Raw genomic sequence first — 26,653 nt, forward strand, 5'->3', positions numbered from 1 at the left:
TCAGTGCAGCGTTCGGACATCTGCGTCTTGGTTAAATTTTATCATATGTGGAAGATATCCGTTCATCCGAAGACGCTAGTTACTTAGATATTTGTAAGTCTCCCCCTCATCAGCACTGCGGAGAAAGCCTGCTTTTACAAGTACGGATTGGGAGGCACGATTTTCATGTTCTGTATACGCGCAGACTTGCGTGACCTTCATATCCCGCAGTCCAAACTCGGTAACGGTCTTGACGGCTTCCGTCATATAACCGTGGCCGCGGAAGTCCGGTTTCAGGACATAGCCGATCTCAGCAATGTTGTTTTTGTAGCCGCGGCAAAAACAGCAGTTCCCGATGAATTCGCCGGTCGACTTTAAGTACAGTCCCCACGTGATTCCGTCCCCATTAAAGTAATCGCGGGCAATCTGACTCAAGATGTTGACTACGTCAAGGCTGTTTTTTGCCTGTTGACCATCATATGCCGTAATCTCAATCATCTGGTTCGCTTCACTGAAGCGAATTTCTCTTAGTAACAGCCGTTCGCTCATTAGTTCAGGAAAGACATCAAAATAGTATTTTTCTTTCACGGGGCATGCCTCCTTGAATTTGCTTCTTACCTCAAGTGTACGTTATCCGATCCGAATCGGAAGCATAACATCATCAAGACTAAAAATCCGTTCATTAATCAGGAGGAATTTACATGAAAAAGAAAGCCTTAGTCGTCATTGATATTCAAAATGACATGACAAAAAACTACAAAGAAGTCATCGGTACGATCAATCAGTCAATCGATTGGGCGGTTGAACAGGACATGCATGTGGTCTACATCCGGCACGAGAATTTATCGGCCGGGACAAGAACGTTTAAGACCGGGACACGTGGTGCCGAGTTGGCACCTGATTTGAATATCGTTTCAGATCATGTATTCACAAAATATAAGGGGAACGCCTTAACGAGTGAAGCCTTCGCAGCATTCATTGGGCAGCATGAGATCACCGACTTTTATCTGACCGGTGGAGACGCGACGGCTTGTGTCAAATCAACGTGCTTTAACTTACGTAAACTGGATTACGACGTGACGGTGATTACGGACGGGATCACAAGTTACGATAAAAAGAAACTGCCGGAAATGATTGAATACTATGCGAAAAAGGGGAGTGACATTGTTCAATTCAATAATTTAATTCGTAATTAACCAATACTTTTGAACAGAAAGCATTATGAATCAGCTTGAGAGGAATGGAGTAACGTGAAATTAATTTTGATGGGAATCAGTATTATTTTATTTGGAATCGCTCTGATGATCGGCTTTAGTCCAATGGGATTAAATGACTTTTTGGGTATTAAATTTGGAATGACAGTATCATTTGTTGGGTTACTCGTTACGTTCATGGACTTTTTTATCAGTGTGAAGCAATAAGCGTTTTAAAAAGCTGAAATTGAATGCCTCGATGACCAGTGTTGCGGAAGTCATGTATGGCAAAAGCTAAACATCTGTTTGACCGCTCGGGAGAACCGATTATTCTGGTTAGTCGCGTGAACAAAGGTGCTTCTTTGTTTGATCCAGGACCTCTTTTGTTTCCAGCACAGGAGGTCCTTTTTTGCAATTTTATCGAAAAAGTACGAAAGCTTGTTTGATTTTTTTACTATCTTACGTCAAGCAAATAGCGGATATAACTGATAGACCCATGTAAGGTATTTGCTGTCTCTAGTGTAGGGAACGAAACAATGTTTCGTCTATTTCTCATGGTTTGACCATCGTCAAGATAAATCAGGAATTATCCATCATCTGTCATCATTTTGAGCTTATAATTGAAGTGAAAACTGCTTATTATAGAGAAGTAAGAAATATTGGCATGTGAACTACACCATTTATTTAAAAGGAGAGATGTAACGTGTTAATCGTCGCAATTTTGACGAGTATAGCTTTGACAGGGATTCATGTGTACCAAGCTTCACGTCGGGTATGGAAAATGAAAGTATTCAAGAAGGAGCATGGAAAAAGTTTCCCTGTAGTATTGTCTTCATTGAATGAAGCATCTATTAGTCCATTCGTTTCAATGACGATACATATCACATTAAGTTATTTCATGTTTTTAGGATTGTTTGTTGGGGATGAATTGACATTCTTTGAGTTTTGGTGGATACAGCTCTTTTTTCACTTACCTGTTCCCATCCCATTCTTTTTCGCATCATTCCTGCAAGTGTATTATTTCTTCAAAAGGAAGCCCTGGCACTTGGATGCTTCATCGCTTATCTCATTCAAGCAAGTTAGTCAGTGGCAATCCATCGTGAAAAAGCATGGTAATGTATCTTTTGAAGATAATTATCGTTTTTTATTCAAATCGACTTTGGATGAGCAGAAGATTTTAGATGAAAGATACATCGCTGACATACTGCGAGCAAGTGATTTGCTTGTACAACAACAGCGAGCGGAAAAAGAAGTTTCAGATTCGAGTGCTTTTTTGAACGTCGAAATTGACGAAGAGGTTGACTTACTAAACGCATTGAACGAGGAACTTATCGGATTGTTTGATAGTTTGCTCTATGCAGTAGGAATGAAAAAGTCTCCCGCTTATATAGAAGAGAAAAAACGGGAACTGATGCAACGAAAACTCAACAAAATGATTTCCCCGGAGAAGCGGATTCCAATCGCTGAGGTAGAACTCTTAAAGTTGGTTGGAGACACCGATACGGAACCAGAAGTAAAAGCAAAGGCGAATGACGTACTTTTAGCCATTAAAAGTCGAACCAAGCAAGGGCAAGCGGAGTCGAAACGTGAACTGGACATGATTACTATCAAAACAGCGATGACAGTCGAAGGTATCACGGAAGAAGACTTGAAGAAATTGAAATGAATAAGATTAAACCTAAGACATCCATCCGGCTGTCTTTTTTCACGGATGCTGTGATGGTCACCGCTCTTTTTGCTTATCATAAGGAAACACATCAATAGGTATGAACAAAATAGTTTATTAAGAGCGACTATGACTTGGCGATAAAAAATGTTCTAGTCTCTGAAATGGCATATATTCGAAAAGTAAATGATATCTTTAGCCGAATCGATGATTGTTACTAGGATGCTGACGAGGTCGTCATACTGGATTGAATCATTTCAAAATTAACAGCAGCTTTAATCTCACGATTTGCCACTCTATTGTTCAAAGTGCTTATCAAAATCAGGCGAGAAGACTCCCACTTCTAAACGTCTAGGGCGAAGTAGGAGATAAATCGCCTTCGGACAAGGCGTGTCTTGCAACACGTCGATTGTTCGACAATGCTGGTTTAAAAACAATGAAAAACAGGAAAAAATTAACTGTCGCGTTCTTTGAAAACTGAAGATATGGGGTTGTGACAGGAAGTTCGTCTGTCACGTAAAATCTTCAACGTTCACCTTGCGGATGACCGAAGTAGCAAAAACCAAGCAGAGTAGGCATCCGCGCAAAAGAAACGGACAAGATAGACTTACAACCGTCGGGACGACGGGGTTAGCCTGATAAACTTCCGACCAATCGGTCGGATAACTCAGGAATTCTCCACCTCTTAGCGAAGCATAGATGGAGGTAGTTCAAGCAGTGGTGAATTGAACGATTCCAATCCATACGATAAATAAAAAATGAGAGAACTCCGCCATGAAGGAGCTCTCTCATTTTTTGTCTCTATTCAAACATTCTTCAGTATCATTAGATGCGATTAAATGATCAACGAATCGTTTTTAAGGCGCCAGCCCAAGGGATGACTTGATCGAGCATTTGGTTGACGGAATCTGCTTGAACGGGTGCTGCTTTTAACACCGCTCCATTCTCAAAGTCAGTGAACAGCGAAAGGGCAGGGTGGACGCGGACGTCTGCAATCAACAATTCGCCTAAAATCCCGCGTAAATGTTCTGCTGCCCGGGCACCGCCGACTGAACCGTACGAGACGATACCGGCTGCTTTGTTATTCCACTCAACACGAAGGTAATCGAGAGCATTTTTTAAGGACGCGGCAATCGAATGGTTGTATTCCTGTGTGATGAACACAAATCCATCCTGAGCGGCAATCGCTTCAGACCAGGCAGCTGCACCGGATGCATCGCCGTCTTTTTCACCGAGCAGCGGTAATTTGTAATCGGCGATGTCAATGATTGTATAGTTGGCATCTCCGCGTTTGTCCGCCAGTTCTTTGACCCAGTTTCCGACTTGTGGACTCAAACGGCCTTCACGTGTTGATCCCAGGATGATCCCAATGTTTAATGGTGTCATGTTCGTTTCCTCCTTTAATGGTGGTGTTTCCATTGGACCAAATAGTTTACTGAATAGATTCAAGATAATCCCTCGGGATTACAAATATTCTTTTTCGATCTTGCGTGTGCTGCGGACGGTATCGATCGGGCGGACCATTTGCTCGATCTGTTGACGTTGTGGTTCGAGGAATGGAGGTAATGATAATTTTTCTCCGACCGTTTCATACGGCTCGTCTCCCATGAAACCGGGACCGTCTGTTGCCCATTCGAACAGAACGCCGCGTGCGACACGTGCATACAAGGATTCGAAGAAGAAACGATCGACGTAGCCCGATGTGTTGAATTGTAAGTTGTGCATCCGTTCGATCCATTCATTTAAAGCGGCTGTATCTTCGACCCGGAACGCCACGTGATGGACGGTTCCGAATCCTTGGCGTCCGCTCGGAAGGAGAAGGTTATGTTCAACGATGACTTGCGCACCGTTGCCGCCTTCGCCCATTTCAAACAGATGCAGGGATCCGGCTTTGTCGATTTCCCGCATCAGCATCGCTTTTTCCAAGACATCTTTTAACCGGTCAAATTCGGCAATCCGGATGTGGATTGGACCTAAACCGGTAATTGCGAATTCTAATGGAACAGGACCGTTTTGCCACGGAGTTCCGGAGGCAATGCCTTCGTTATGCTCGTCTGAAATCAGCATATACTGCTGGTCATCGAAATCGACGAACGAAAGAGTCTTCTTACCGAACTGTTCTTTGATGCCGCGATGCTTCACGTCGTATTTATCGAATCGTTTGATCCAGTAGTGGAGTGCTTCGTCCGTCGGCACGCGGAAAGCGGTTTTAAAGATTTCATTTGTTCCGTGTGTTCCTTTTGGAATGCCAGGGAAGTCAAAGAACGTCATATCGGTACCGGCTGAACCTTTATCGTCAGCGAAGAATAAATGATAGGTCTGAATATCGTCCTGGTTAACAGTTTTCTTGACCAAACGCATGCCTAAGACATTTGTGAAGAACTCATAATTTTTCTCGGCACTGCTCGTGATGGCCGTGACGTGGTGGATTCCTTTTAATTCATTCATCTAAATCGCTCCCTTAATCGTTATTATCTCGAATTCGAGATATATAGGTAAAAAAATTTACTTATTTTGGGCTTGGTAGCCTATTTTTTTAGCAGTCTTAATGAACAATTCAATTTCCACCTGGTCAATCCCTTGGAAAACCTGATTAATGGCTTGTTCATGTTCTGGAAAAATCGTATCCATTAACGTTTGACCTTCTGTGGTGAGTTCCGCAAATGTCACGCGCCGATCCTCCGGACAGGCTTGGCGGACGACGTAGTTCTTTTTTTCGAGCTTATCGATGACATAGGTGATGCTGCCGCTCGTAATCAATACTTTTTTCCCAATCAGCTGAATCGGTTGCCTTCCTTTGTGATACAACAACTCGAGTACGGAAAAATCAGTCGGATTTAGTCCGGACTTCGCAACATCCTGTTTGATGACTTCATGAAGCGCATCGACTGCGCGGACCATGACTGTCAGTGCTTTTAAGTTCGGATTCGGCTGTTCCATTTCGTTCACCTCTTTTATCTTCAATTCATATATCTTCAATTCAAGATAAATATACCGTCTGTTTTTTATGGCGTCAATTGTTTTGATTGGTTTCTGATTGCATACACAGTTCGTTTGTCTAAAGCCTGATGTGGAATGGATCCATACAGCAACATGAAAAGAGGCAGCCCGTATCGTACGGGTTGCCTTTAGGATGGGGGAATACTTCACCATTTCAGTTCATTTAAAAACGTAAGAATGTCTTGGTTGATATCATTCATATCTTTTCCTAGTGTCATCAAGTGTTTGGAATGCGCAAATCCTTTAATCGTTTTTTGATCCGAAGTTACGCTTTCGAAAATCTTCTCGGCACTCGTCTTGTATGAGGGATCATCCAATTCCCCATACATGACGCAAACAGGAGAGACTATCGACGTTAAATGGTCTCGCGTCCTGTTAATGAGTTGTTCGAAGTCGGTCAGCGATTCAAAAGGGAGGTGCTCCAGTTCAGACATTTCAGAGGCAATCTGTTTGTCCTCTTTCCCTTCGAGTTGCTTATAGCGCTTGGCATAATAAACGATTCGTTTCTTTAGAACGGCTGCTTCTTTATCCATCGGTACGGACAGGGTGACTACACCGTTGATTTGCAACTCCTGTGCCGTTTTTAAAGCAAGAACACCACCCAGGGAGAGACCGACGACTGCTATTTGTTTAAATCCTTTGTCTTGCAACAGCTGATAACCGTCGAGAACATCTTGCCACCAGTCGGATGGTCCATACGACAAAAGGTCTTCTGGGGGCAGGCCATGTCCACTCAGTGTCGGGGCATAGCAGGAATATTGATTATGTTGCAGATAGCGACCAAGCTTTTTCATATCATTCGGATTGCTGGTGAAGGAATGCAAGAGCAGAACAGCGCGTTCGCCGCCTTCGTAATAAAAGGGCTTAGGGGGTAATAGTCGCATAGAAAAGTAAGTCCTCATTTCGTAGTTTCTGTCATGAATAAAAAAATCCTGATTTATCTTTAAAATGTAAAATATTATTATTTTCTTACTTTTTCACTACCTACATTTTGTAAAAAATATGATAAGGTGGATATATATTTTTAAAGCTTGATTTGTCCCAAAGAGGGAATCAACATTACCTCACTAATATTGCGTAAGAATCTTTTAAATGCAAAATTTTCTAAAGTTAATTAAAAATTTTGCGTTTTTGAGGATTATAAGAAAAGAGGAAAAAATAATGAACATTTCAGAATTAACTTTAAAAAACTTTAGATCTTTTGGAGAAGAATCGCAAACCGTCTCTTTCGATAAATTAACTGCATTAATAGGATCAAATAGTACTGGAAAGACTAGTTTAATATTAGCTTTATTGAGGCTTTTTGGCCAAAAAAATATAGAACGAAACTTAATTAAAAGTGATTTTCATTTATCTCCATTTGTAGATTCTAAAAGTGTTAACGAAATCAAATTATTACTTGAAGTGAAAATAGATTTTCCGGAGCTGATAGATACAGAGGTAGAAGAAGTAGATACAATACCTGACTTCCTTAAACATATAATTATAGATTCTCCAGGTAAAGCACCATACATAAGAATAAGATTGACAGGAGAATGGATTCAAGGTCAAAATCCAGAAGGAAATATAGAACAAGAAATATGCTATGTAACAGTTCCTTTTGGCGAAGACGAAGAGAGTGCTGTTCATCCAATTCCATTACATCATAGAAATCTGATTCAAATGATGTACGTTCCTGCAATGAGAGATCCAGCACTACAACTAAAGAATGCTACGGGAACTTTACTTTGGCGAATATTTAATAGCATTACTTGGCCAGAGAAGTTTAAGGAGGATATTAAAGAAGCAACAGGACCAGTAATAAAATTATTTAAAGATGTTGAGGACGTCAGTTCAATACAAGAGGTTCTAAATATAGAATGGAATAAATATCATCGAGAAATACGATATCAAAATGCTGAAATAATTTTTAATAGTAGTGATTTAGATAGTATGTTGAAAAAAATTGAAATCGCATTTTCACATAACGAAGAGGGTTCTATAACAAGTGTTAATGAATTAGGCGATGGTTTAAAATCTCTTTTTTACATTACGTTAGTTTCATCTTTATTAGAAATCGAACAAAATATCGATAGCGATAATAAGCCATTATTAAATATATTAGCTGTGGAAGAACCAGAAAATCATATTTCTCCTCATTTATTGGGAAGAGTAGTAGCAAACCTAAACAAAATATCACAAAAATCAAATTCTCAAGTTGTTTTATCATCACATAATTCTTCAATTATTAAGCGAATAAGTCCTGAACAGATAAGGCACTTACAGATTATTGAAGGTCGTACTAAGGTGAATAATATTAAATTACCTGATAAGACAAGTGATGCATACACATACATTAAAGAAGCGGTTACAGCATACCCAGATCTTTACTTTTCGAAGTTGGTGATTTTAGGAGAAGGAGATAGTGAGGAAATAGTTTTGCCGAAAATTCTCAATGCATTTAATATTTATCCTGATGATACAAGTATTTCTATCGTTCCATTAGGTGGAAGGCATGTAAATCATATGTGGAAATTATTAAATCAATTAGCTATTCCTCATCTGACATTATTGGATTTAGATAAAGAAAGAAATGGTGGTGGTTGGGGAAGAATAAAATATGTATTAAATCAATTAAATGAAAATGATAGATGTACTAAATCTTTAAGAACTGTACTTAAATCGAATGGAGCCGATAGAAGATTTTATACATATTCGTTAAAAGAACTGGAAGGTTTTCATAATAGACCTGTTACTAATAAAGTAGGTATGGATCTTTGGATAAGAAAACTAGAACGGCATAATATCTATTTTTCTTATCCTTTAGATATTGATTTTTCAATGTTGAAATCCTTTGAAACAGAGTATAAAGGTGTAATGCCTCAGGGACCTCGACTTCCAGAAAAAGATAGTACAGATTACGAAGAAAAAATTAAAAAATCAATAATAGCAACTTTAAAAAGTGAAAACGCGCTTGGTGAAACTTATAATGAAGAAGAACATGAATTAATGGTTTGGTACAATTCTTTGTTTTTAGGAAGAGGTAAACCAAGTACGCACATTGAAGCCCTAATGACACTTCGAACGGAAGGTTTTTTAAGAACGGCTCCTGCTGAATTATTAAGATTAGCTAGTAAAATTGAAAGTTTAATTCGATGAAGAAAGAAGGGAATGAAGATGAGACTGATAAAATCCGAAGACTGGTTACCTTCTGACCGAATTGTTTTAGAAGCCTCTGCATTAAAAGCAGTCAAGCAATCAGGAAATGTGTCAGTAATGGCAGGTCCTGGAGCAGGAAAAACTGAATTACTAGCTCAAAAAGCCGGATTTTTATTTGAAACAGGTGAATGTAAGGCGCGAAAAAAAATACTAGCAATCAGTTTTAAGGTTGATGCAGCTAAAAATCTTGAAGAGAGAGTTAAAAAAAGATACGGAAAAGATATAGCGATGCGTTTTGAGTCTAAAACTTTCGATTCTTTTGCTAAAGGATTACTAGATCAATTTATATGGGCTGTTCCAGAAAATTATCGCCCGAATAAAAAATATGATCTAATTTTATTCGAAAAAGAAATTAATAGAATCATTAAAGGGAATTTGAAGGAATCAAACCCATACTATCCAAATTGGCAATACGAGTATTCTGAAGATGTCTTAAATAAAAAACTAATTGAAGAAAGACTGCCGTTAGACTTAATCGAGTCTGATCTTTACTCATGGCTTATAAACAAGTCGTGGTCAATTTTAACCAAAGGAACTAGTTCTTTAAATAGTTCCTTAACCTTCCCTATGATTTCGATTATTGTCGAATATTTGCTAAGAAATAACCCGCAACTAATAAAAGCTATTAGATCTACTTATACACATGTCTTTTTAGATGAATTTCAAGATACTACACATGTCCAATATGATTTAATCAAAACTCTATTTATTGACTCGAAAGTTTCCATTACAGCAGTTGGAGATGAAAAACAGAGAATCATGGGGTGGGCTGGAGCAATTGACGATGCTTTTAACGTCTTCAAAAATGACTTCAATTCAAGTGAATTTACATTGATAAATAATTTTAAATCTGCACCAGAATTGGTAAAAATTCAGAATGTCTTTTCGAAATCAATCAGTGAAAATTCTTTGACTGTGAATTCTGCTGGTTTATGGGAAGAAATGGATGGGATTTGTGAAGTTTGGATATTAGATAATCATTTAAAAGAAGGAGACATTATTGCAAATTCAATTCAACAATGGATGATAGAAGATGGATTAACTCCTAAAGAATTTTGTATTATTGTTAAGCAACAAGAGCACATTTATGGTAAAGCGGTAGTAGATTCTTTGAATAGATTAGGTATAAATTCTCGGTTTGAAAAAGAATATCAAGATTTATTAGCAGATGAATGTATTGCAATAATAGTTTCAATTATAGAGTTATCTTTTTTAAGTAAAAATCCAGAATTATGGTTATCAATTACTGAATGGTTTATCGATATAAGAAAAACAAATCGTAAAGAAGAAATTGTTTTAAAAAAATTAGAAAATTCGATATCTATGTTAGCTCAAGGTGTTAGGAAAAAGTTAGAGCTTGCGGACGAAGAAAACTGTGAACATCTACTTGAAGAGATATGTAAAGAGATTTTAGAATTTATAAATTTAGAAGATTTAAAATCAAGATTTCCAAAATATAAACAGTCTGATTTATTAATAAAAAATATAGAACGTTTTATTGAGAAAATGACAATAGCTTATAAAAAATGTTTTAACTGGATAGAAGCTATAAATGATTTCAATGGTGAATTTAGTATACCAATTATGACTATTCATAAAAGTAAAGGCTTGGAATATAATACTGTATTATTTATAGGGCTAGAAGATGGAGCATTTTGGAGTTTTGAATCACAAACAGAGTCGGATAAAAAGGCTTTTTTTGTAGCGCTTTCTAGAGCTAAACAACGTATTATCTTCACATTTAGTAAAACAAGAGAAGTACTAAATTATAGGAAATTGTCCGTTAAAAAGCAATCGCTACGAAATATTTCAGAAGTTTATCATATTTTACAAAATGCTGAAGTTCCTATTAAGAGGTTTTAAAAATAAATAAGTCTCTATATAAAACTATCTACATCAAAAAACGCCCCCGAAACAACGGGGACGAAGCAACAATCTTTTTTCAATTAAACCGTCTCATCCGTAAACGTTTCACCCGTCCGGCGCACGGTCGCTTCGAGTTCGGCCGCAATTGCATTGATTGCTTCTGAATCTTCATTTACCTCGCTGATGATGATGACACCGTAGTGATCGGCACTGATTTGGTTCAGTGTCCGGTTAAACAAATCAAACGAATCGCGTTCATTTTTTTCGTCCCGGTTTGCGCCGATCAGGTACCCGGCGACAGAACCGACGAGCATCCCGAATGGTCCACCGACGACACCGACTGCCATTCCGATCATCGAGCCTTTGAACGATTGATCCTGTTGCGTAAAGTCGATCGCATCGATGAACGAAAACCCGTCCGTCTCATCACGTTTCGCTAAAACCATCTGTTCCATCTCGATTTCTTTGATCGCTTCAAGATCCTTGATCATCTCAAAGCCGGTTTTGGCTTTTTCTAAATCGTTGAAAATAATCGTCGTAACGACGTGGGTTGCATCCTTGTTTTTATATTGTGCCATAATGTCCGCCTCCAGAAAGTTCTGATGTCGTTCTACAGTTTAATAGTACCCGGAACGGAAGTATCGAAAACTAGAAACGTGAACTCCGCCTAAGCATATGATTGATATAACTTCTCAATTAGGCGATAAGGAAAACTTATCACAAGTCTTTTGTTCTTCCAAATTGTAACGAGACCCATATTATACTATGATAGAGGTGTACAAGTAAGCGGTATCAGGGGCTTGATGTCGTCAACACTTAAAGGGGGAATCAGCATGAAACAAACGCAACCAACGCAAGACGTGTTTGGTGCACGCCGCTCGTTTGAAGCGAACGGTAAAAATTACAACTATTACAGCCTTGAAAAATTAGAAGAACTTGGACTAACGGAAGTTAAGCGTCTTCCATATTCAATCCGTGTCCTGCTTGAATCGGTTCTTCGTCAACAAGATGGCCGCTCGATCACGAAAGAACACGTCGAAAACTTGGCGAAATGGGGAACTGCCCAAGTTTCGAACGATATCGACGTCCCGTTCAAACCGTCACGCGTCATCTTGCAAGATTTCACAGGTGTTCCGACTGTCGTCGATCTCGCGTCACTCCGTAAAGCGATGCAAGACCTCGGTGGAGATCCATCGGTCATCAACCCGGAAGTTCCAGTTGACCTCGTCGTTGACCACTCGGTCCAAGTCGATGCATACGGTTTCGCTGGTGCACTCGCTGAAAACATGGATTTAGAGTTTGAACGCAACGAAGAGCGTTACAAATTATTACGCTGGGCAACGACTGCTTTCGACAACTACCGTGCCGTTCCACCGGCAACAGGAATCGTCCACCAAGTCAACCTCGAGTACTTGGCATCGGTCGTCCTTGAAAAAGAAACGGCAGACGGCACAGTCGACGTCTATCCGGATACACTCGTCGGAACAGACTCACATACGACGATGATCAACGGTCTTGGTGTCCTCGGATGGGGCGTTGGTGGAATCGAAGCGGAAGCCGGCATGCTCGGACAACCGTCATTCTTCCCGGTCCCTGAAGTCATCGGTGTCCGCATCACAGGTGAAATGCACCCGGGAACAACAGCAACAGACGTTGCGCTTCGCATCACGGAAATGCTCCGTCAACAAAACGTTGTCGGTAAATTCGTTGAGTTCTTCGGTCCATCGCTTCACTTGATGTCATTATCTGACCGTGCGACGATCGCCAATATGGCGCCGGAATACGGTGCGACATGTGGATTCTTCCCAGTCGATACAGAAACGTTGACGTATCTCCGTTTGACAGGTCGTGAAGAAGAGTTGATCGAGAAAGTTGAAAACTACTCGAAAGCAAACGGCTTGTTCTACACACCACAAAACGAAGATCCAACGTTCACGAAAACAGTTGAACTTGATCTTTCGACGATCGTTCCTGCGCTTGCCGGACCAAAACGTCCACAAGACCGGATTGACTTGACAGACGTCCACACGTCATTCGAAAAAGCGTTGACAGCGCCGCAAGGCAATGCTGGATTCGGTCTTTCTGAAGACGAAAAAGATAAAGTCGCAGTCGTCCAGTATGAAGACGAAGCGGTCGAAATGCGTACAGGGGACCTCGCGATCGCAGCCATCACAAGCTGTACGAATACATCAAACCCATACGTCATGATTGGTGCCGGACTCGTTGCGAAAAAAGCAATCGACCTCGGATTGACAGTTCCGAAATACGTCAAGACGTCACTTGCTCCGGGATCAAAGGTCGTAACGGATTACCTTGAGAAATCAGGACTTCAACCGTACCTCGATGAGCTTGGATTCAACACGGTCGGTTACGGCTGTACGACATGTATCGGGAACTCGGGTCCACTCGACCGTGCTGTCGAAGATGCAATCCTCGGTTCAGACCTGCTCGTCTCGTCTGTCCTCTCGGGTAACCGTAACTTTGAAGGTCGGGTTCACCCGCTCGTTAAAGCGAACTACTTGGCATCACCACCGCTAGTCGTTGCGTACGCAATCGCGGGAACAGTTGATGTTGATATCATGAATGCTTCACTCGGAACAGGTAAAGATGGACAAGAAGTCTTCTTCGCAGACATCTGGCCGTCCCGTGACGAAATTCAGACGATCATCAACACAGTCGTCACACCACAAAGCTTCCGTGCTGAATATGATTCAGTCTTCACAGGAAACGAACGTTGGAACAACCTCGACGTTCCGACTGGCGATCAATATGACTTCGACGAAGCGTCGACATACATCCAAAACCCGCCGTTCTTCGAGAACTTGGCAAAGGAAGCTGGACATGTTGAAGCATTAAATGATCTCCGTGTGTTCGGTAAATTTGCGGATTCTGTTACGACAGACCACATTTCACCAGCCGGATCATTCTCGAAAACGACACCAGCCGGTCAATACCTCGTCAATAAAGGCGTTGCACCAAAAGACTTCAACTCATACGGTTCACGTCGTGGTAACCACGAAATCATGATGCGCGGAACGTTCGCGAACATCCGGATCCGTAACCAAGTCGCACCGGGAACAGAAGGCGGATTCACGACGTACTGGCCAACTGGTGAAACAATGGCGATGTACGATGCTGCGATGAAATATAAAGAAGATGGCACAGGTCTCGTCATCCTCGCCGGTAAAGACTACGGTATGGGCTCGTCACGTGACTGGGCTGCAAAAGGAACGAACTTGCTCGGCGTCAAAGCCGTCATCGCCGAGAGCTTCGAGCGGATTCACCGTTCAAACCTTGTCATGATGGGTGTCTTGCCACTGCAATACGTCGCAGGTACGTCTGCTGAGTCACTTGGTTTAACAGGTGAGGAAGCAATCAGTATCGCGATTGACGAATCTGTCCGTCCGCGTGACATCATCCAAGTCACAGCGACAGCTGCTGACGGAAAAGTCACGAAGTTCGAAGCGATTGCTCGCTTTGACTCGGAAGTCGACATCGATTACTACCGCCACGGTGGAATCTTGCCGATGGTCCTTCGCGAACGTCTGCAAAAATAATGGATTGTCGTTGATTGAAAAGGTGGGGGGAACCCCGCCTTTTTCTATAGGAGGGAGGCCAGCCGATGAGTCGGTTCAAAAAGTGGTTTCAGCCGAAAGAGGAAGAACCGTTACCGATTCGTGATGTCACGCTCGATGAAGTCAAACAGGCGACCCACGAATTTGAGTTAACGTTACCGAAAGGGACGAACCGGACGGTCTTACTCGACGAAGCACAAAAAATTGATTTAGACCGCCTGGCTGTCCACCTCGGTGTCCGGTCGACACAAAGCTTTTACATGTCGCGGGAAACATTTGCGATCATGGAAGCAAAAGACCGGGACATCGTCTATGAGATGGATCACGTCCAGCTCGCCGTCGATCGCTATTTTGATAAAGAAGGTAAATTACCATTGAAGAAGTACACGAAGACATTTCAAGTCGATTGTGCGATGTTATTTGCGACAGGCTTTTTACGCGAATTGCCACAGCATTCGTATTATCTCGTCGACGAATCGATGATCATCGCACGTGAACCAAAAGAAAATTAACCGAAGACGGGATGAATCGCGCGCACGTGATTCATTTCGTCTTTTTTTGTCGATTTGTATGTTCCATGAACGGAATCGTTCAAAAGTCTGCCGTATTTCCTCAGAAATCAGTTGAACTTAGACAAACCCTTTGTATTCTAGGCGTAAAACCGATACCATTAACTATGAATCGAGACTGATTAGGATGGTGTACATGGCATGACGAAACGAACGAGTACATGGATTGCTGTAGCAATCGTGGCAATGGCGATACTCCTTGCCTATAATTTTTATCTACTGAATACGACACAGACCGCTAAAGATGATGAAGCGACTCCGGTCAAACCGTTCTATACAATGTCACACATCCAGTACGTCGAAAAGAAATTATCGACGAAGGAGGATGCGCTGGAAGCACGGACGTACGAAGTCGTATTTGACGATCAGGGTCATTTCCGAACGGAGGTCATCGAAGGACCTTCGACAGGCACGACGGCGATTTGGGACGGTGAAATGTTCCGGGAATACGACGCCGACGGCAAGCTAGTCAATGAAACGGAAGCGTCGAAAAGTGTCAGTGCGCCGCGTCCATTCTTATCGCGTGGCTTCAATGAACAAATTCTTGACTTCATCGATAAAGGTGACTTTGGTCAAATCGAGGGCGAAGCGGACATCGCTGGTAATGCAGCAGACGTCTACGTCAAAAAAGAACCGGCCAGCACGGTTCCGGATGAGTGGATTAAACAATATCCATCGTTCTTCGATAAAGAAGACAATCAAGAAGAAGCGACATATTATGTCGCATCCGACCGTTCGAAAGTGTTAGGGGCGGAGTCACGGAATAACGGCAAGTTATTCTATTCCGTCAAAATGAAAAAAATCGAGTCGTTGGATGAATTTGATCCAGCTTGGTTAAAAATGAAGTAATCGAAAAACCGACTTGAACGTCGCACCTCGTGGCGACAAAAGTCGGTTTTTTCGAGAAATAGGAGGGACTAAAGCGATGGAAGCATTCTCGAAAGAGGAGATGTTCAAACAAATTGAAGCCTGGGAACAGGGTGAAAAAGTCGAGGAGGTCCGCGCCTTACGCTACGCACAAAGTAGTCGGCTGATACACGAGACGGAAGCACTCGTCCGGATTCTCGCGCTACTCGTCGAACACCGGTACATCATGACGGGACGGATTGATGCGCTGGCAGAAAGCTGGATTCAAGAAATCAAACAACACGGTCGCTTACCTGAACGCTTGGAGCAATTGATGATCGAACAACAATTACAAGGCAGTTATCAACTGCTCGTCGCGAACACGTTCCCGACGATTCGTGAAACGGATAATGCCAACGCAAAACGCTCGGCGACAAAAGATATGATTCAGCAGGCGAGTCAAATCGTACAAGAAACGGAACAAGTCGTCGAATTGACGGAACGCCTGCGACGGATCGACGCGACGCGCTGGACGGAATTGTTCGAGGCAGCAAAAGCGCTGCTCCTGTCGAGCGCCCGACTCGAACAGACGGCGACGGAGTTCGTCAACAGCTTACAGGAACGGTTTTACTCACGCGAAGCCTTCCGCGAGATGACGGAGCTGAAGGTGACGGCGACGGAAGAGTTACGCCGTGTCGTCTCATTGCTCCCGATTGAGATCAAACAAGTCGAACGCTCGGCACTCGAGGAACTCGATGCGATGATCGGCCTCGAAGACATCAAGCTCCGAGTCCATCAAATGTACCGGTTCTTGAAGTACCAGCAAAAACGGACGGAAGACGGTTACCGGTCGAGTGACCAGCCGTCACTGCACATGATTTTCATGGGCAACCCCGGGACCGGCAAAACGACGCTCGCTCGTCTGATGGCGAAAATCTATCATGAACTCGGATTGCTCGAACGGGCGGAAGTCGTCGAGACGGACCGGTCGTCGCTCGTCGGTGCATTCGTCGGTCAGACAGAAGAGCAAGTCATGAGTAAAGTCCGCGAGGCGGTCGGGGGTGTCCTCTTCATCGATGAGGCCTATGCCTTGAAACGGTCGGGTCAAAGTGGGAATGATTACGGACAAGCGGCAATCGATACGCTCGTCGCGGCGATGACGAGCGGGGAATACGCGGGACGTTTCGCCGTTGTCCTCGCCGGTTATCCGGAAGAGATGCGTGACTTCCTAAAAGCGAATCCGGGACTCCGGAGCCGTTTTCCGGAATCGAACCATTACCTGCTCGCCGACTATACGGATCAGGAATTGCTTGAAATCGGTCGGTCGATTGCGACGTCTAACGATTATGTCTTAACGGATCAAGCGGAGCGGACGCTACTTGCCCGTCTCGAACGCGAACGGGTCGACTCGAGTTTCGGAAACGGGCGTGCCGTCCGCAACATCGTTCTCGATGCAATCTTTAAGAAGGGTGCAAGCCTCGGCGAGAGTGCGAGTCACGAAGACTTTGCCCTGCTCGAACAAGCGGACTTCGAACTCGCGGCACCGGAAGATGAGTCGATTGATGCAAGGTTAGCGTCACTCGTCGGTCTGACAGAGCTAAAAGCAGAGCTCAAACAAATCCAGGCACTGCTCTCGATGCAACAACGGCGCCAGGAAGCGGGCTTCCAAGTCTTACCGGTCGAACTGCATGCCGTCTTCAGCGGCAACAGCGGAACAGGGAAGACGACGGTCGCCGCCCTTTATGCTGACGTGTTACGTCAAGCCGGGTATTTGAAACGCGGACACTTGAAAGTCGTCAGCCGGGCCGACCTCGTCTCCGGTTATGTCGGACAGACGGCGCAACAGACGCGCGACGTCATCCGGGACGCACTCGGTGGTGTCTTGTTCATCGATGAAGCCTATTCGTTAAACGGCGGGGCAAATGACTTCGGCAAAGAAGCAATCGATACGCTCGTCGACGAAATGACGAAACATAGCGATAACCTTGTCGTCGTTCTCGCCGGCTACGAGCAACCGATGCAGGCACTGCTTGCAAGCAATCCCGGTCTGAAGTCACGCTTTAAGCGCGAACTTCACTTCCCGAACTACGCAAAAGACGAGTTGATTGAAATCATCGTCAACTATGCGGAACGCTACGGGTACGTCCTGACGGAAGACGCGCGTCTTGCGCTAGAAGAACAGATTCAAGTCGTACCGAACGGCAATGCCCGCGCTGCGATTACAATCGTCGAGCGGGCAATCGCAAAACAGTCCGTCCGATTGATTGACAAAGCGAGTGTCAGCGGTTCAGAATGGTCCTATCTTGAAAAAGAGGATTTTTAAGGGGGAAGCTACATGCACACGATTGAAATACCGGTTCGCTATGCGGAAACGGACATGATGGGGATTGTTTATCATTCGAATTACCTCGTTTATCTTGAAATCGCTCGGACGGAGCTGATTAAGTCGCTTGGTCTTGATTATAAGGAAATGGAAGAGGCAGGCTACGTCTCACCGGTCACGAACGTCAATCTCGACTACAAACGGTCATTGACATATGGCGATACGGCGACGGTTTCGGTCTGGATCAGCCATTACGACGGACTGCGGACGATTTACGGATATGAAGTCAAAAATGCGGATGGTCAACTTGCCGTCGCCGGAAAAACGACCCATGTCGTCGTCAAAAAAGAGAATTTCCGACCGATTCGTTTACCAAAGGTCTTTCCGAACTGGCATGCCATCTATGAACAGATGAGTGCTGAGGATGCACGACTCGTCTCGAACTAAGCCTAAGCCCTCAGCAGGATTTCTTGCTGGAGGGCTTTTCTATTGTGTCAATTAGAGGTAACATAGAATAGCACGAAGGAAGAGGGGAATACACGATGAAGAAAATCGTAGCAGTCAGTACGTTAGCGCTCCTCCTTGCAGGATGTAATCCTGGGGATCAAGGCGCAGAAGATGCCACTAAAACAGAAGATACGACAAAAGAAAAAACGGATGATACCGTCGCCAAGGAAGATAAGAAGACAGACGCAGAAGTAGCGAAAGAAAAAGAAGCAGAAGAAGCAAAAAAAGAAGCGGACGCGAAAGCAGCTGCTGACAAGAAGGCTGCGGAAGAGAAAGCAGCAGAAGATAAGGCAGCAGCAGACAAGAAGGCAGCAGACGATAAAGCCGCTGCTGATAAAAAAGCCGCAGACGATAAAGCAACCGAAGATAAAGCAACTGAAGATAAAGCATCTGAGGATAAAAAGGATGATGGTAAAACAACATCGTCGCAAGATCCTGAGCCAGATAAAAAGTCTGAACCGGAATCAGAGACACCGGACGTCGATAAATCGGATACGAAAGCCGATTTAGGACTCGGTGAACTCGTTGTCGTCAATAAGAAATACAGTTTGCCAATTGACTACAAACCGTCTGATCTCGTCGTTCCAGACGTCAGTTTCTCTTACTCGGGCGTGCTCGAACAAAGTTACATGCGCGCACCTGCCGCAAAACAAATTGAGAAGATGTTCGCAGCCGCTAAAAAAGATGGCGTGACGTTGAATGCGGTCAGTGGTTTCCGGTCGGGTCAACGCCAGACCGTCCTCTACAATAACTATGTCGCACGAGACGGAAAAGCAGCAGCCGATCAATATTCGGCACGTCCTGGTCACAGTGAACACCAGACAGGGCTTGTCTTCGATATTTCAGCACCGAGCGTCGGAAACGGCTTGACAGCTGAACTCGGTAACACAAAAGAAGGTAAGTGGATTGCGAACAATGCAGCAAAGTATGGTTTCATCGTTCGTTATGATAAAGGGTTCCAAGCGCGGACAGGGTATACGTATGAGCCATGGCATATTCGTTACGTCGGTGTCGGTCCTGCAACACAAATCAAAAATAATGGACAGACTCTCGAAGAATATATGAAGGTCGGTCATTAATACTTTGGAGGTTGACCATGATTGAAATCATTGGGATTTTGATTCTCGGCTATCTGCTTGGATCGATACCATTTGCGTTACTTGTCGGAAAATGGGGACACGGGATTGATATCCGCCAGCACGGGAGCGGTAACTTAGGAACGACGAATACGTTTCGTGTCTTAGGTAAAAAAGCTGGGATCATCGTCTTGATTGGGGATCTCGGTAAGGGGGCGGTCGCGAGTCTCGTTCCGATTTTACTCGCGTCAGAGCTCCACCCACTCTTTGCCGGGCTCGCGGCAGTCATCGGACATATCTATCCGATCTTCGCAAAGTTCAAAGGTGGAAAAGCTGTCGCGACGTCAGGTGGGATGTTACTTGTGACAAGTCCGATCTTATTCATCATCCTGCTTGCCTCGTTCTTAACGACGCTTCGTTTCAGTCGAATGGTGTCGCTCAGCTCGATTGTCGCAGCAAGCATCGGAATCGTTGCTGCCGTGTCGATCGGCATCGTACAACACGACTGGATTGTTCCGACGTTCTTTACCGTACTTGCTTTGTTCGTCATCTTTAAGCACCGCGATAACATCGGTCGGATCCGTCAAGGGACCGAGTCGAAGATTCCGTTGTTTGATAAAGAAAAGCAATAACAGTCTGACTTTAGTCCACCTTTATTCACGTCATCCGTGAATAAAGATGGACTTTTTTTGTATGAGGGACGTGTTAATTCTGAAAAAATGAGGAATTCAACAACAATTCATAGGAAGCACACGTTTTTTTACACCGGATTTACAAGACCTTTACAGACGTTCGGTACACTAGAACTAGTACTCGTTAATGAAGGGGGAAGGTCGTGTGTCGTTACTCGGAGAAGAACGAAAAGGACAAATCATGAAATGGCTTGAAGAAGAAGGGAAAGTCATGACGAAAGATTTAATTGATCGATTGGATGTTTCAGGGGAGACCGTCCGTCGCTACCTGGAGGAACTCGAGCGGGACCGCCAACTCAAACGTGTTTATGGGGGGGCGATCTATCAAGGCGGGAAACCGGAATCGCCGATTTCTCGTCGGACGGATCAATTGTCACGTCGTCTTGCGCGTTACGCGAAAGGCTGGCTCAGTGAATACTCCTGTATTTTTTTAGGAAAAGGGGAACCCGTCGAGCACTTATTGCCGTACTTAACGGGAACGGCGACGATTGTGACGAACTCGCTGTCGATCGCAAACCATCTGGAACAATGTCGTAAGAATGGACCGTTCAGCGGTGAAATCCGCTTACTTGGCGGAACTGTCGATACCTATGGTCAAACCGTCGGTGTCGAAGTGTTGCAAGCACTTGATTCCTATGCGTTTGATGCCTGTTTCCTTGCATTTGACGGCGCAGAAATCGAACGAGGCTTCGTCAGTGACGACATCGAGTCATCCTTGATTCAAAAAGCCGTCATCGGTTGTACGAAAGACGTCTATGCCTTTTTAGCATGTGACGAGTTTGAGGGGAATCGCAAGTATAAAGTCGCCGAGTTCCGACGGGCTAAAATCGTCCTCAGTCCTTCGACCTATCCACCATCATGGGAGATGAAGTTGTTTAACGAACGGGTGAACTGGACCGTCGTCTCGTGATACACTAATGCGGGAGGGATGTACATGTTAGAAGTAATCGTTGCAACCGTCGAAGAGGCGACGGCTGCAGAACAAGCAGGCGCAGATCGACTCGAGCTCGTATCTGCCTTATCGGAAGGTGGACTGACACCCAGTTACGGATTGATTCGTCAAGTGCTGTCGGCGGTCGAAATCCCGGTCCATGTCCTTGTCCGGCCACATAGTAAGTCATTTGTCTATTCAGAAGCGGATCAGGAAACAATCATCACCGATATCGACTTGATTCGTGAATTAGGGGCTGCCGGCATCGTCGTCGGTTCGTTGACAGCGGATGGACGGATTGATGAAGGATTCCTCGGTCGTGTCATCAAACACAAAGGGGAGCTGTCGCTGACGTTCCACCGGGCCATCGACAGCAGCCGTGATATCCACGAAGCAGCAGAGGTCTTAGCCGACTTTCCGGAAGTCGACCGTATTTTGACGTCAGGTGCCAAACCGACGGCGCTCGAAGGGCAGGCGGTCATCGCGGAACTCGTCGAACGACACGAGGAATTGACGATTTTACCGGGCTCCGGCATTACCGTCGAAGCAGCAAAAGAGTTGTTGGAAACGACGAAAGCGACTGAACTCCACGTCGGTTCAGCGGTTCTCGTTAACGGAAAAGTCGATGCATCAAGAGTATCGGCCTTGAAATCACTTCTTTAAAAAAGCATCGGTAACGAGAGGTGCATCTTCCCTGAGTGGGAGGGTGGGCCTCTCCTTTTGTTTGTTGCTGTCGTCCGTCCATCTTTCAGTAGTTTGTCACAACTTTCTCTGAAATCGAAGCACGTCCCTATTTTTTCAAGCGGGACTACGTTAAAATCAAATGGGAAAGTGAAGTGAGAAGGGGTTTATGATGACAAATTCAGCGTACAAAAAAACAGCACTCGCGACATTAAAAGGCAACTGGTTTGTAGGGCTAAGCATTTCAATCGTTTATTTTGCGATTTTTGCCTTAGCGGCCAGTCGAATGTCGTTTGATCAAGAAGACATCGGAAGTATGATGAAGTTCGTGGGCTTGAACATCGTCGTCACGATTATTTTGGCACCGGTCACGGTCGGACGGACGATTTCCTACTTACGGTTCGTTCGAGGTGAAAAAGCCGGCATCGGAACGTTGTTCGAAGGATTCGCTTCGTTGAAATCATATGTCCGGACGATTCTTTCGTACACGGTCGTCACACTGCTCGTCTATGCAGGATCATTTTTGATTTTACCGGCGATCTATTTCTATCTTGTGTACCGACTCGTCCCGTACATTCTCGTCGATCGTCCGGAACTGTCGTTTATTCAAGTATTAGGGGAGAGCCGACGGATGATGCGTGGACAGAAACGCCGTTTAATCAAACTTTACATCAGCTTCATCGGTTGGGGAATTCTCGCCTTGTTGAGTACGGTCGGTGTCATCTTCCTGACGCCGTATTTCGATACGACGATGGCGCATTTTTATGAGAAATTAAAAGCGGAACAACCAACAGCAGTCGAATAATTGGCACGGATGGGTCCTCTGAGAAATCGGAGGACCTTTTGAGTTGGACTGGACGAAGAGGGATAACAATAGTTGAAAGAAATGTGTTTTATCCGTTCGCGCCTTCCTTCCCTTGTCTCGTCTCCCAAGCGGCAGTGATTTGTGCCGCTTCGCTACGCTGCAGGGTCACAAATGCACTGCTATTCGCCAGGGAGCGATTCAAGACGGACGGCTCGGTTGAATCGTTTTGTTTTCAGAAGCCAAAGATAATATGCTCAGAGGTATGCTGTTTGTGAGTCATGTAATGGTAAATTCGGAGTAAACCGACCGTTCGCGCCTCCCTCCCTTGCCTCGTCTCCCAAGCGGCAGTGATTTGTGCCGCTTCGCTTCGCTGCAGGGTCACAAACGCACTGCTATTCGCTAGGGAGCGATTCAAGACGGACGGCTCGGTTGAATTGTTCTATTTTCAAGAAGCCAAAGAATAGTATGCTCAGAAGCGTGTTGCTAATGATTTGTGTAAGGATGAACTTTTTCTGATTAGGTTGTAAGCCGACCGGTCGCTCGTTCCAGTCTTGCCTCGTCTCCCAAGCGGCACAAATCACTGCTATTCGCCAGGGAGCGATTCAAGACGGACAGCTCGGTTGAATTGTTCTATTTTCAAGAAGCCAAAGATAATATGCTCAGAATCGCTTCGCTTTTCGTGACTCCTACGGGAAAAAGCGCAAGGTAACCTTGCGCTGTCAGAGCCAGGCGAGACCCTGCTCCTTGTTCGTCAGAAGCAAGGAGCAACGGCTTGCGGCTCGCCCGAGGAAAGCACGGGAAGCAAGAAGCGGTTGCCGCAACAAACGGACTTTGCTCTTTATGATTTCTACGTGAAAAGCACGGGAAGCAAGAAGCGGTTGCCGCAACAAACGGACTTTGCTCTTTATGATTTCTACGTGAAAAGCACGGGAAGCAAGAAGCGGTTGCCGCAACAAACGGACTTTGCCCTTTATGATTTCTACGTGGAAAGCACGGGAAGCAAGAAGCGATTGCCGCAACATACGGTTGCCATATACGATTTCCCGTTAACCGATATCAATTGTTCAAAAAAAGGTCCACCCAACTGAATCGGGCGGACCTTTTTGTTACGGTTGCTGCTGCTGTGATTTTTCAGCGAGTAATAAATAGAGTGCTTGTGTACCAGACTCACCGTGCCCCATCGCTGCGAGCTCGTCATACAGTGATTTGACGAGCGCGAGACCCGGTGTCGAAATTCCCATCTCATCCGCCCGTTCAAGTGCCAGACGCATGTCTTTGATGAAATGTTTGACAAAAAATCCTGGTGAATAATTCTCCGCGATGACACGCGGAATCAAGTTCTCAAGTGACCAACTGCCGGCAGAACCACTTTTAATCGTCTCGACGAACTGCGTCGGGTCGATGCCAGAGCGTGTGACGAACAGCAACATCTCGGCTGTCCCAATCATCGAACCAGCGATGGCGATTTGGTTTGCAAGTTTCGCCGATTGTCCTTTTCCGGGACCGCCGAATAATGAAATCGAGCGTCCCATCGCCTCAAACAATGGTTTGACGTCAGCGAAAGCCTGTTCTTGACCACCGACAAGAATCGCGAGTGTCCCGTTCTTCGCACCAAGGTCACCACCTGTGACAGGTGCATCGAGTGCAACGAGCCCGTTTGCTTGTGCCTGCTCCGCGATTTTGACGGCGAGCGCCGGGCTTGATGTCGTCATGTCGATGACGATCGTCCCGGGCGCGGCATTCGCTAAAATTCCGTCTTCACTGAAGTAAATCTGTTCGACGTCTTCCGGGTATCCGACGATTGAAATGACGACGTCTGCGCCGGTGACGGCTTCTTTAATCGTGTCGACGATCGTCGCCCCGTCCTGTTCGAGCGGTAAGCCTTTTTCTTTTGTCCGGTTATAGCCTTGAACGGCAAAACCAGCTTTCAGCAAGTTTCGCACCATTCCTTGCCCCATGACACCGAGTCCAATAAATCCTATTGTTTTCGTCATCTGTGATTCCCCCTGATTGCATCGGTCTGACCGATGAATTGTTGCGTTACGAGTTTATTATACAAAACATTCGTCTCGACGAGGGAGTCGTGTGTTCCGATTCCGGAAACCCGTCCGTCCTCGAGAACGATGATTTGATCCGCGTGGCGGACTGTCGCCAGGCGGTGAGCGATGACGAACGTCGTCCGTCCGCGCATCAAGCGTTCGAGTGCTTCCTGGACGACACGTTCCGATTCCGAGTCAAGGCTAGACGTCGCTTCGTCGAGCAACAAGAGTTCCGGATCACGCAGCAAGGCACGGGCGATCGCAATCCGTTGCCGTTGTCCACCCGACAGTTTGACCCCGCGTTCGCCGATTTCCGTCATGTAGCCGTGCGGGAACGACTGGATGAAGGCATCGGCATTCGCCATTTCGGCAGCGTCACGAATTTCCTGTTCCGTTACGTCCCGGACGAGTCCGTACAGTAAATTATCACGAATCGTTCCCGATAAGACCGGTGAATCCTGCGCGACGTAACCGATCGCCCGGCGCCAGCTCTCAAGCCGGAACGTCTCGATGCCGTCCGGTCCGAGTGAAATATCACCTGACGTTGGTTGATAAAACCGCTCGAGCAACGCAAACAACGTTGATTTTCCAGAACCGCTTGGTCCGACGATCGCCGTCGTCTGGCCGTGCGGTAAGGAAAAGGACACGTCATGCAGTAACGTCGTCTCATCATAGCCGAACGAGAGCTGATTGAATTGAACCGCTCCGAACGGACGGGTGACGTCACGCGTTCCTTGTTGCTCCGGCTGTTCTTCGAGCAGTTCGGAAATTCGTTCTGTCGCCCCGCGTGCTTTCTGGAGTTTCGAAATGAATTCCGTCATCGTCACGAGCGGGGTCATGATTTGGAACAAGTAGAGTGAAAAGGCGACGAGCTCACCGGCAGAAATTTGGTTCGTCGAGACCCGGTAAGCTCCGAAGCCGATGATGATGATCAGCATCGATGTCAGCGTCACGTTGAACAGTGGTAACAGAATCGCTTGAATCCGACCTTCTTTGACGCCGAAGCCGAAGAGATTTTCAATCTTTTCGTTTCCACGGTCCATTTCGTAAGACTCGGTCGCTTGCGATTTGATGAGCCGGACTTCGCTCAACATCTCGGCGAAGAAGCCGGATAAGCCGGCGAGTTCTTTTTGGGTCGCCCGGGAAATCTCGTGCAATTTCCGGACGAGCGGGATGATGATCAGTAACGTCAACGGAACGGCAATCACCATGACAAGCGTCATCTGCCAATCGAGGAAAAATAAAATCGTGATCGCTCCGATGATGGAAACGACGGACGTCAACAGGCGGACGAGCTGTTCCGACAACAATTGTTGTAACGTCGTCGCGTCGTTGTTGAGACGGGAGACGAGCTCCCCTGATTTTGTTTCATCATAAAACGGGACCGGGAGACCGAGAAGGTGTTTCCACAGTAATGTTCGTAAGTTAGCGACGATGCGTTGTCCGGCAATCTGGAGCCAGTAAATCGAAAAAGCATTACTGACGAGTTGGACGAGAAAAACGACGATGAATAAGGAAATCAGTCCCGGTGTCAGCCGATCGACCGAGAAATTATCAATCAGTGATTTTAAGAACCACGGAATCATCAGTGCCGCTAATGCCTGGATGACTGAGACGGCGACGGCTGCTGATAGCAGACCGACCGGTGGATTACTTCTCTTGAGAAGATGTAAAAATGATTTGAATGTAGCTTGCTCCATACGTGCA

Annotated in this window: 23 protein-coding genes; 15 read left to right on the top strand and 8 right to left on the bottom strand. The window is 45.1% G+C overall.

Going from position 1 to position 26,653, the window contains the following annotated elements; all coding sequences use genetic code 11:
- Positions 1 to 75: 75 nt before the first annotated feature.
- The gene (locus P403_RS0114295) at positions 76 to 567 is read right to left on the bottom strand and encodes a GNAT family N-acetyltransferase (RefSeq protein ID WP_029333343.1); all 492 of its coding nucleotides are present in this window, start codon (positions 565 to 567) and stop codon (positions 76 to 78) included.
- A 113-nt stretch (positions 568 to 680) separates the two neighbouring features.
- On the opposite strand from P403_RS0114295, the gene P403_RS0114300 reads away from it, so the two are divergent.
- Both P403_RS0114300 and P403_RS0114315 read left to right on the top strand, forming a co-directional pair.
- Positions 681 to 1,175 (top strand): cysteine hydrolase family protein, encoded by a 495-nt coding sequence (locus P403_RS0114300; RefSeq protein ID WP_029333345.1) that lies wholly within the window; start codon positions 681 to 683, stop codon positions 1,173 to 1,175.
- A gap of 700 nt (positions 1,176 to 1,875) precedes the next feature.
- Positions 1,876 to 2,838: a hypothetical protein gene (locus tag P403_RS0114315; protein WP_029333347.1), complete on the top strand. Its 963-nt coding sequence runs from the start codon at positions 1,876 to 1,878 to the stop codon at positions 2,836 to 2,838.
- 843 nt (positions 2,839 to 3,681) lie between these two features.
- Here P403_RS0114315 and P403_RS0114320 read toward each other — a convergent pair.
- The 4 genes from P403_RS0114320 to P403_RS0114335 all read right to left on the bottom strand — a co-directional run bounded on the left by P403_RS0114320 (position 3,682) and on the right by P403_RS0114335 (position 6,722).
- Positions 3,682 to 4,287 carry an NADPH-dependent FMN reductase gene (locus P403_RS0114320; protein ID WP_420805695.1) on the bottom strand — a complete coding sequence of 202 codons (606 nt, stop codon included), beginning with the start codon at positions 4,285 to 4,287 and terminating at the stop codon, positions 3,682 to 3,684.
- A 15-nt stretch (positions 4,288 to 4,302) separates the two neighbouring features.
- Entirely contained in the window at positions 4,303 to 5,286 is a 984-nt protein-coding gene (locus tag P403_RS0114325) for a ring-cleaving dioxygenase (RefSeq protein WP_029333350.1), read from the bottom strand.
- Between the two features lie 57 nt (positions 5,287 to 5,343).
- Positions 5,344 to 5,778, bottom strand: a complete 435-nt coding sequence (locus P403_RS0114330; RefSeq protein ID WP_029333352.1) for a MarR family winged helix-turn-helix transcriptional regulator — start codon at positions 5,776 to 5,778, stop codon at positions 5,344 to 5,346.
- Positions 5,779 to 5,984: 206 nt separating this feature from the next.
- Positions 5,985 to 6,722, bottom strand: coding sequence for an alpha/beta hydrolase (locus P403_RS0114335; RefSeq protein ID WP_029333353.1), 738 nt, complete (start codon positions 6,720 to 6,722; stop codon positions 5,985 to 5,987).
- Between the two features lie 277 nt (positions 6,723 to 6,999).
- On the opposite strand from P403_RS0114335, the gene P403_RS0114340 reads away from it, so the two are divergent.
- Both P403_RS0114340 and P403_RS0114345 read left to right on the top strand, forming a co-directional pair.
- Positions 7,000 to 8,976 carry an ATP-dependent nuclease gene (locus tag P403_RS0114340; protein ID WP_029333354.1) on the top strand — a complete coding sequence of 659 codons (1,977 nt, stop codon included), beginning with the start codon at positions 7,000 to 7,002 and terminating at the stop codon, positions 8,974 to 8,976.
- 18 nt (positions 8,977 to 8,994) lie between these two features.
- Positions 8,995 to 10,899, top strand: a complete 1,905-nt coding sequence (locus P403_RS0114345; RefSeq protein ID WP_338042112.1) for a UvrD-helicase domain-containing protein — start codon at positions 8,995 to 8,997, stop codon at positions 10,897 to 10,899.
- 83 nt (positions 10,900 to 10,982) lie between these two features.
- On the opposite strand, the gene P403_RS0114350 is transcribed toward P403_RS0114345, so the two are convergent.
- The gene (locus P403_RS0114350) at positions 10,983 to 11,480 is read right to left on the bottom strand and encodes a hypothetical protein (protein ID WP_029333358.1); all 498 of its coding nucleotides are present in this window, start codon (positions 11,478 to 11,480) and stop codon (positions 10,983 to 10,985) included.
- Positions 11,481 to 11,735: 255 nt separating this feature from the next.
- Between P403_RS0114350 and acnA the strand changes: the two genes are divergently transcribed.
- The 11 genes from acnA to P403_RS0114405 all read left to right on the top strand — a co-directional run bounded on the left by acnA (position 11,736) and on the right by P403_RS0114405 (position 23,995).
- Positions 11,736 to 14,459: an aconitate hydratase AcnA gene (acnA, locus tag P403_RS0114355; RefSeq protein ID WP_029333360.1), complete on the top strand. Its 2,724-nt coding sequence runs from the start codon at positions 11,736 to 11,738 to the stop codon at positions 14,457 to 14,459.
- 65 nt (positions 14,460 to 14,524) lie between these two features.
- Entirely contained in the window at positions 14,525 to 14,989 is a 465-nt protein-coding gene (locus tag P403_RS0114360; RefSeq protein ID WP_029333361.1) for a DUF3939 domain-containing protein, read from the top strand.
- A 198-nt stretch (positions 14,990 to 15,187) separates the two neighbouring features.
- Positions 15,188 to 15,895, top strand: coding sequence for a hypothetical protein (locus P403_RS0114365; RefSeq protein ID WP_029333363.1), 708 nt, complete (start codon positions 15,188 to 15,190; stop codon positions 15,893 to 15,895).
- Positions 15,896 to 15,971: 76 nt separating this feature from the next.
- Positions 15,972 to 18,215 carry an AAA family ATPase gene (locus tag P403_RS0114370; protein WP_034801287.1) on the top strand — a complete coding sequence of 748 codons (2,244 nt, stop codon included), beginning with the start codon at positions 15,972 to 15,974 and terminating at the stop codon, positions 18,213 to 18,215.
- 12 nt (positions 18,216 to 18,227) lie between these two features.
- On the top strand, positions 18,228 to 18,662 hold the full coding sequence (locus P403_RS0114375; protein WP_034801290.1) for an acyl-CoA thioesterase: 435 nt from the start codon (positions 18,228 to 18,230) through the stop codon (positions 18,660 to 18,662).
- Between the two features lie 95 nt (positions 18,663 to 18,757).
- The gene (locus P403_RS0114380; RefSeq protein WP_029333366.1) at positions 18,758 to 19,801 is read left to right on the top strand and encodes a M15 family metallopeptidase; all 1,044 of its coding nucleotides are present in this window, start codon (positions 18,758 to 18,760) and stop codon (positions 19,799 to 19,801) included.
- A gap of 17 nt (positions 19,802 to 19,818) precedes the next feature.
- On the top strand, positions 19,819 to 20,430 hold the full coding sequence (gene plsY / locus P403_RS0114385; protein ID WP_029333367.1) for a glycerol-3-phosphate 1-O-acyltransferase PlsY: 612 nt from the start codon (positions 19,819 to 19,821) through the stop codon (positions 20,428 to 20,430).
- Positions 20,431 to 20,635: 205 nt separating this feature from the next.
- Positions 20,636 to 21,400 carry a DeoR/GlpR family DNA-binding transcription regulator gene (locus tag P403_RS0114390; protein ID WP_029333368.1) on the top strand — a complete coding sequence of 255 codons (765 nt, stop codon included), beginning with the start codon at positions 20,636 to 20,638 and terminating at the stop codon, positions 21,398 to 21,400.
- Between the two features lie 24 nt (positions 21,401 to 21,424).
- On the top strand, positions 21,425 to 22,084 hold the full coding sequence (locus tag P403_RS0114395; RefSeq protein WP_029333369.1) for a copper homeostasis protein CutC: 660 nt from the start codon (positions 21,425 to 21,427) through the stop codon (positions 22,082 to 22,084).
- A 190-nt stretch (positions 22,085 to 22,274) separates the two neighbouring features.
- Positions 22,275 to 22,907, top strand: a complete 633-nt coding sequence (locus P403_RS0114400; RefSeq protein WP_029333370.1) for a DUF975 family protein — start codon at positions 22,275 to 22,277, stop codon at positions 22,905 to 22,907.
- Positions 22,908 to 23,719: 812 nt separating this feature from the next.
- A complete protein-coding gene (locus tag P403_RS0114405; RefSeq protein ID WP_029333371.1) occupies positions 23,720 to 23,995 on the top strand; it encodes a hypothetical protein in 276 nt (91 codons plus the stop codon).
- An 18-nt stretch (positions 23,996 to 24,013) separates the two neighbouring features.
- Here the strand turns inward: P403_RS0114405 and P403_RS0114410 are convergent, their stop codons facing one another.
- Entirely contained in the window at positions 24,014 to 24,901 is an 888-nt protein-coding gene (locus tag P403_RS0114410; RefSeq protein ID WP_029333372.1) for an NAD(P)-dependent oxidoreductase, read from the bottom strand.
- Positions 24,898 to 26,646: an ABC transporter ATP-binding protein gene (locus P403_RS0114415; protein WP_029333373.1), complete on the bottom strand. Its 1,749-nt coding sequence runs from the start codon at positions 26,644 to 26,646 to the stop codon at positions 24,898 to 24,900. Before P403_RS0114415 ends, P403_RS0114410 begins: the two co-directional genes overlap by 4 nt.
- Between the last annotated feature and the right edge of the window lie 7 nt (positions 26,647 to 26,653).

Source organism: Exiguobacterium oxidotolerans JCM 12280 (assembly GCF_000702625.1).
GTDB classification, from domain to species: domain Bacteria; phylum Bacillota; class Bacilli; order Exiguobacteriales; family Exiguobacteriaceae; genus Exiguobacterium_A; species Exiguobacterium_A oxidotolerans.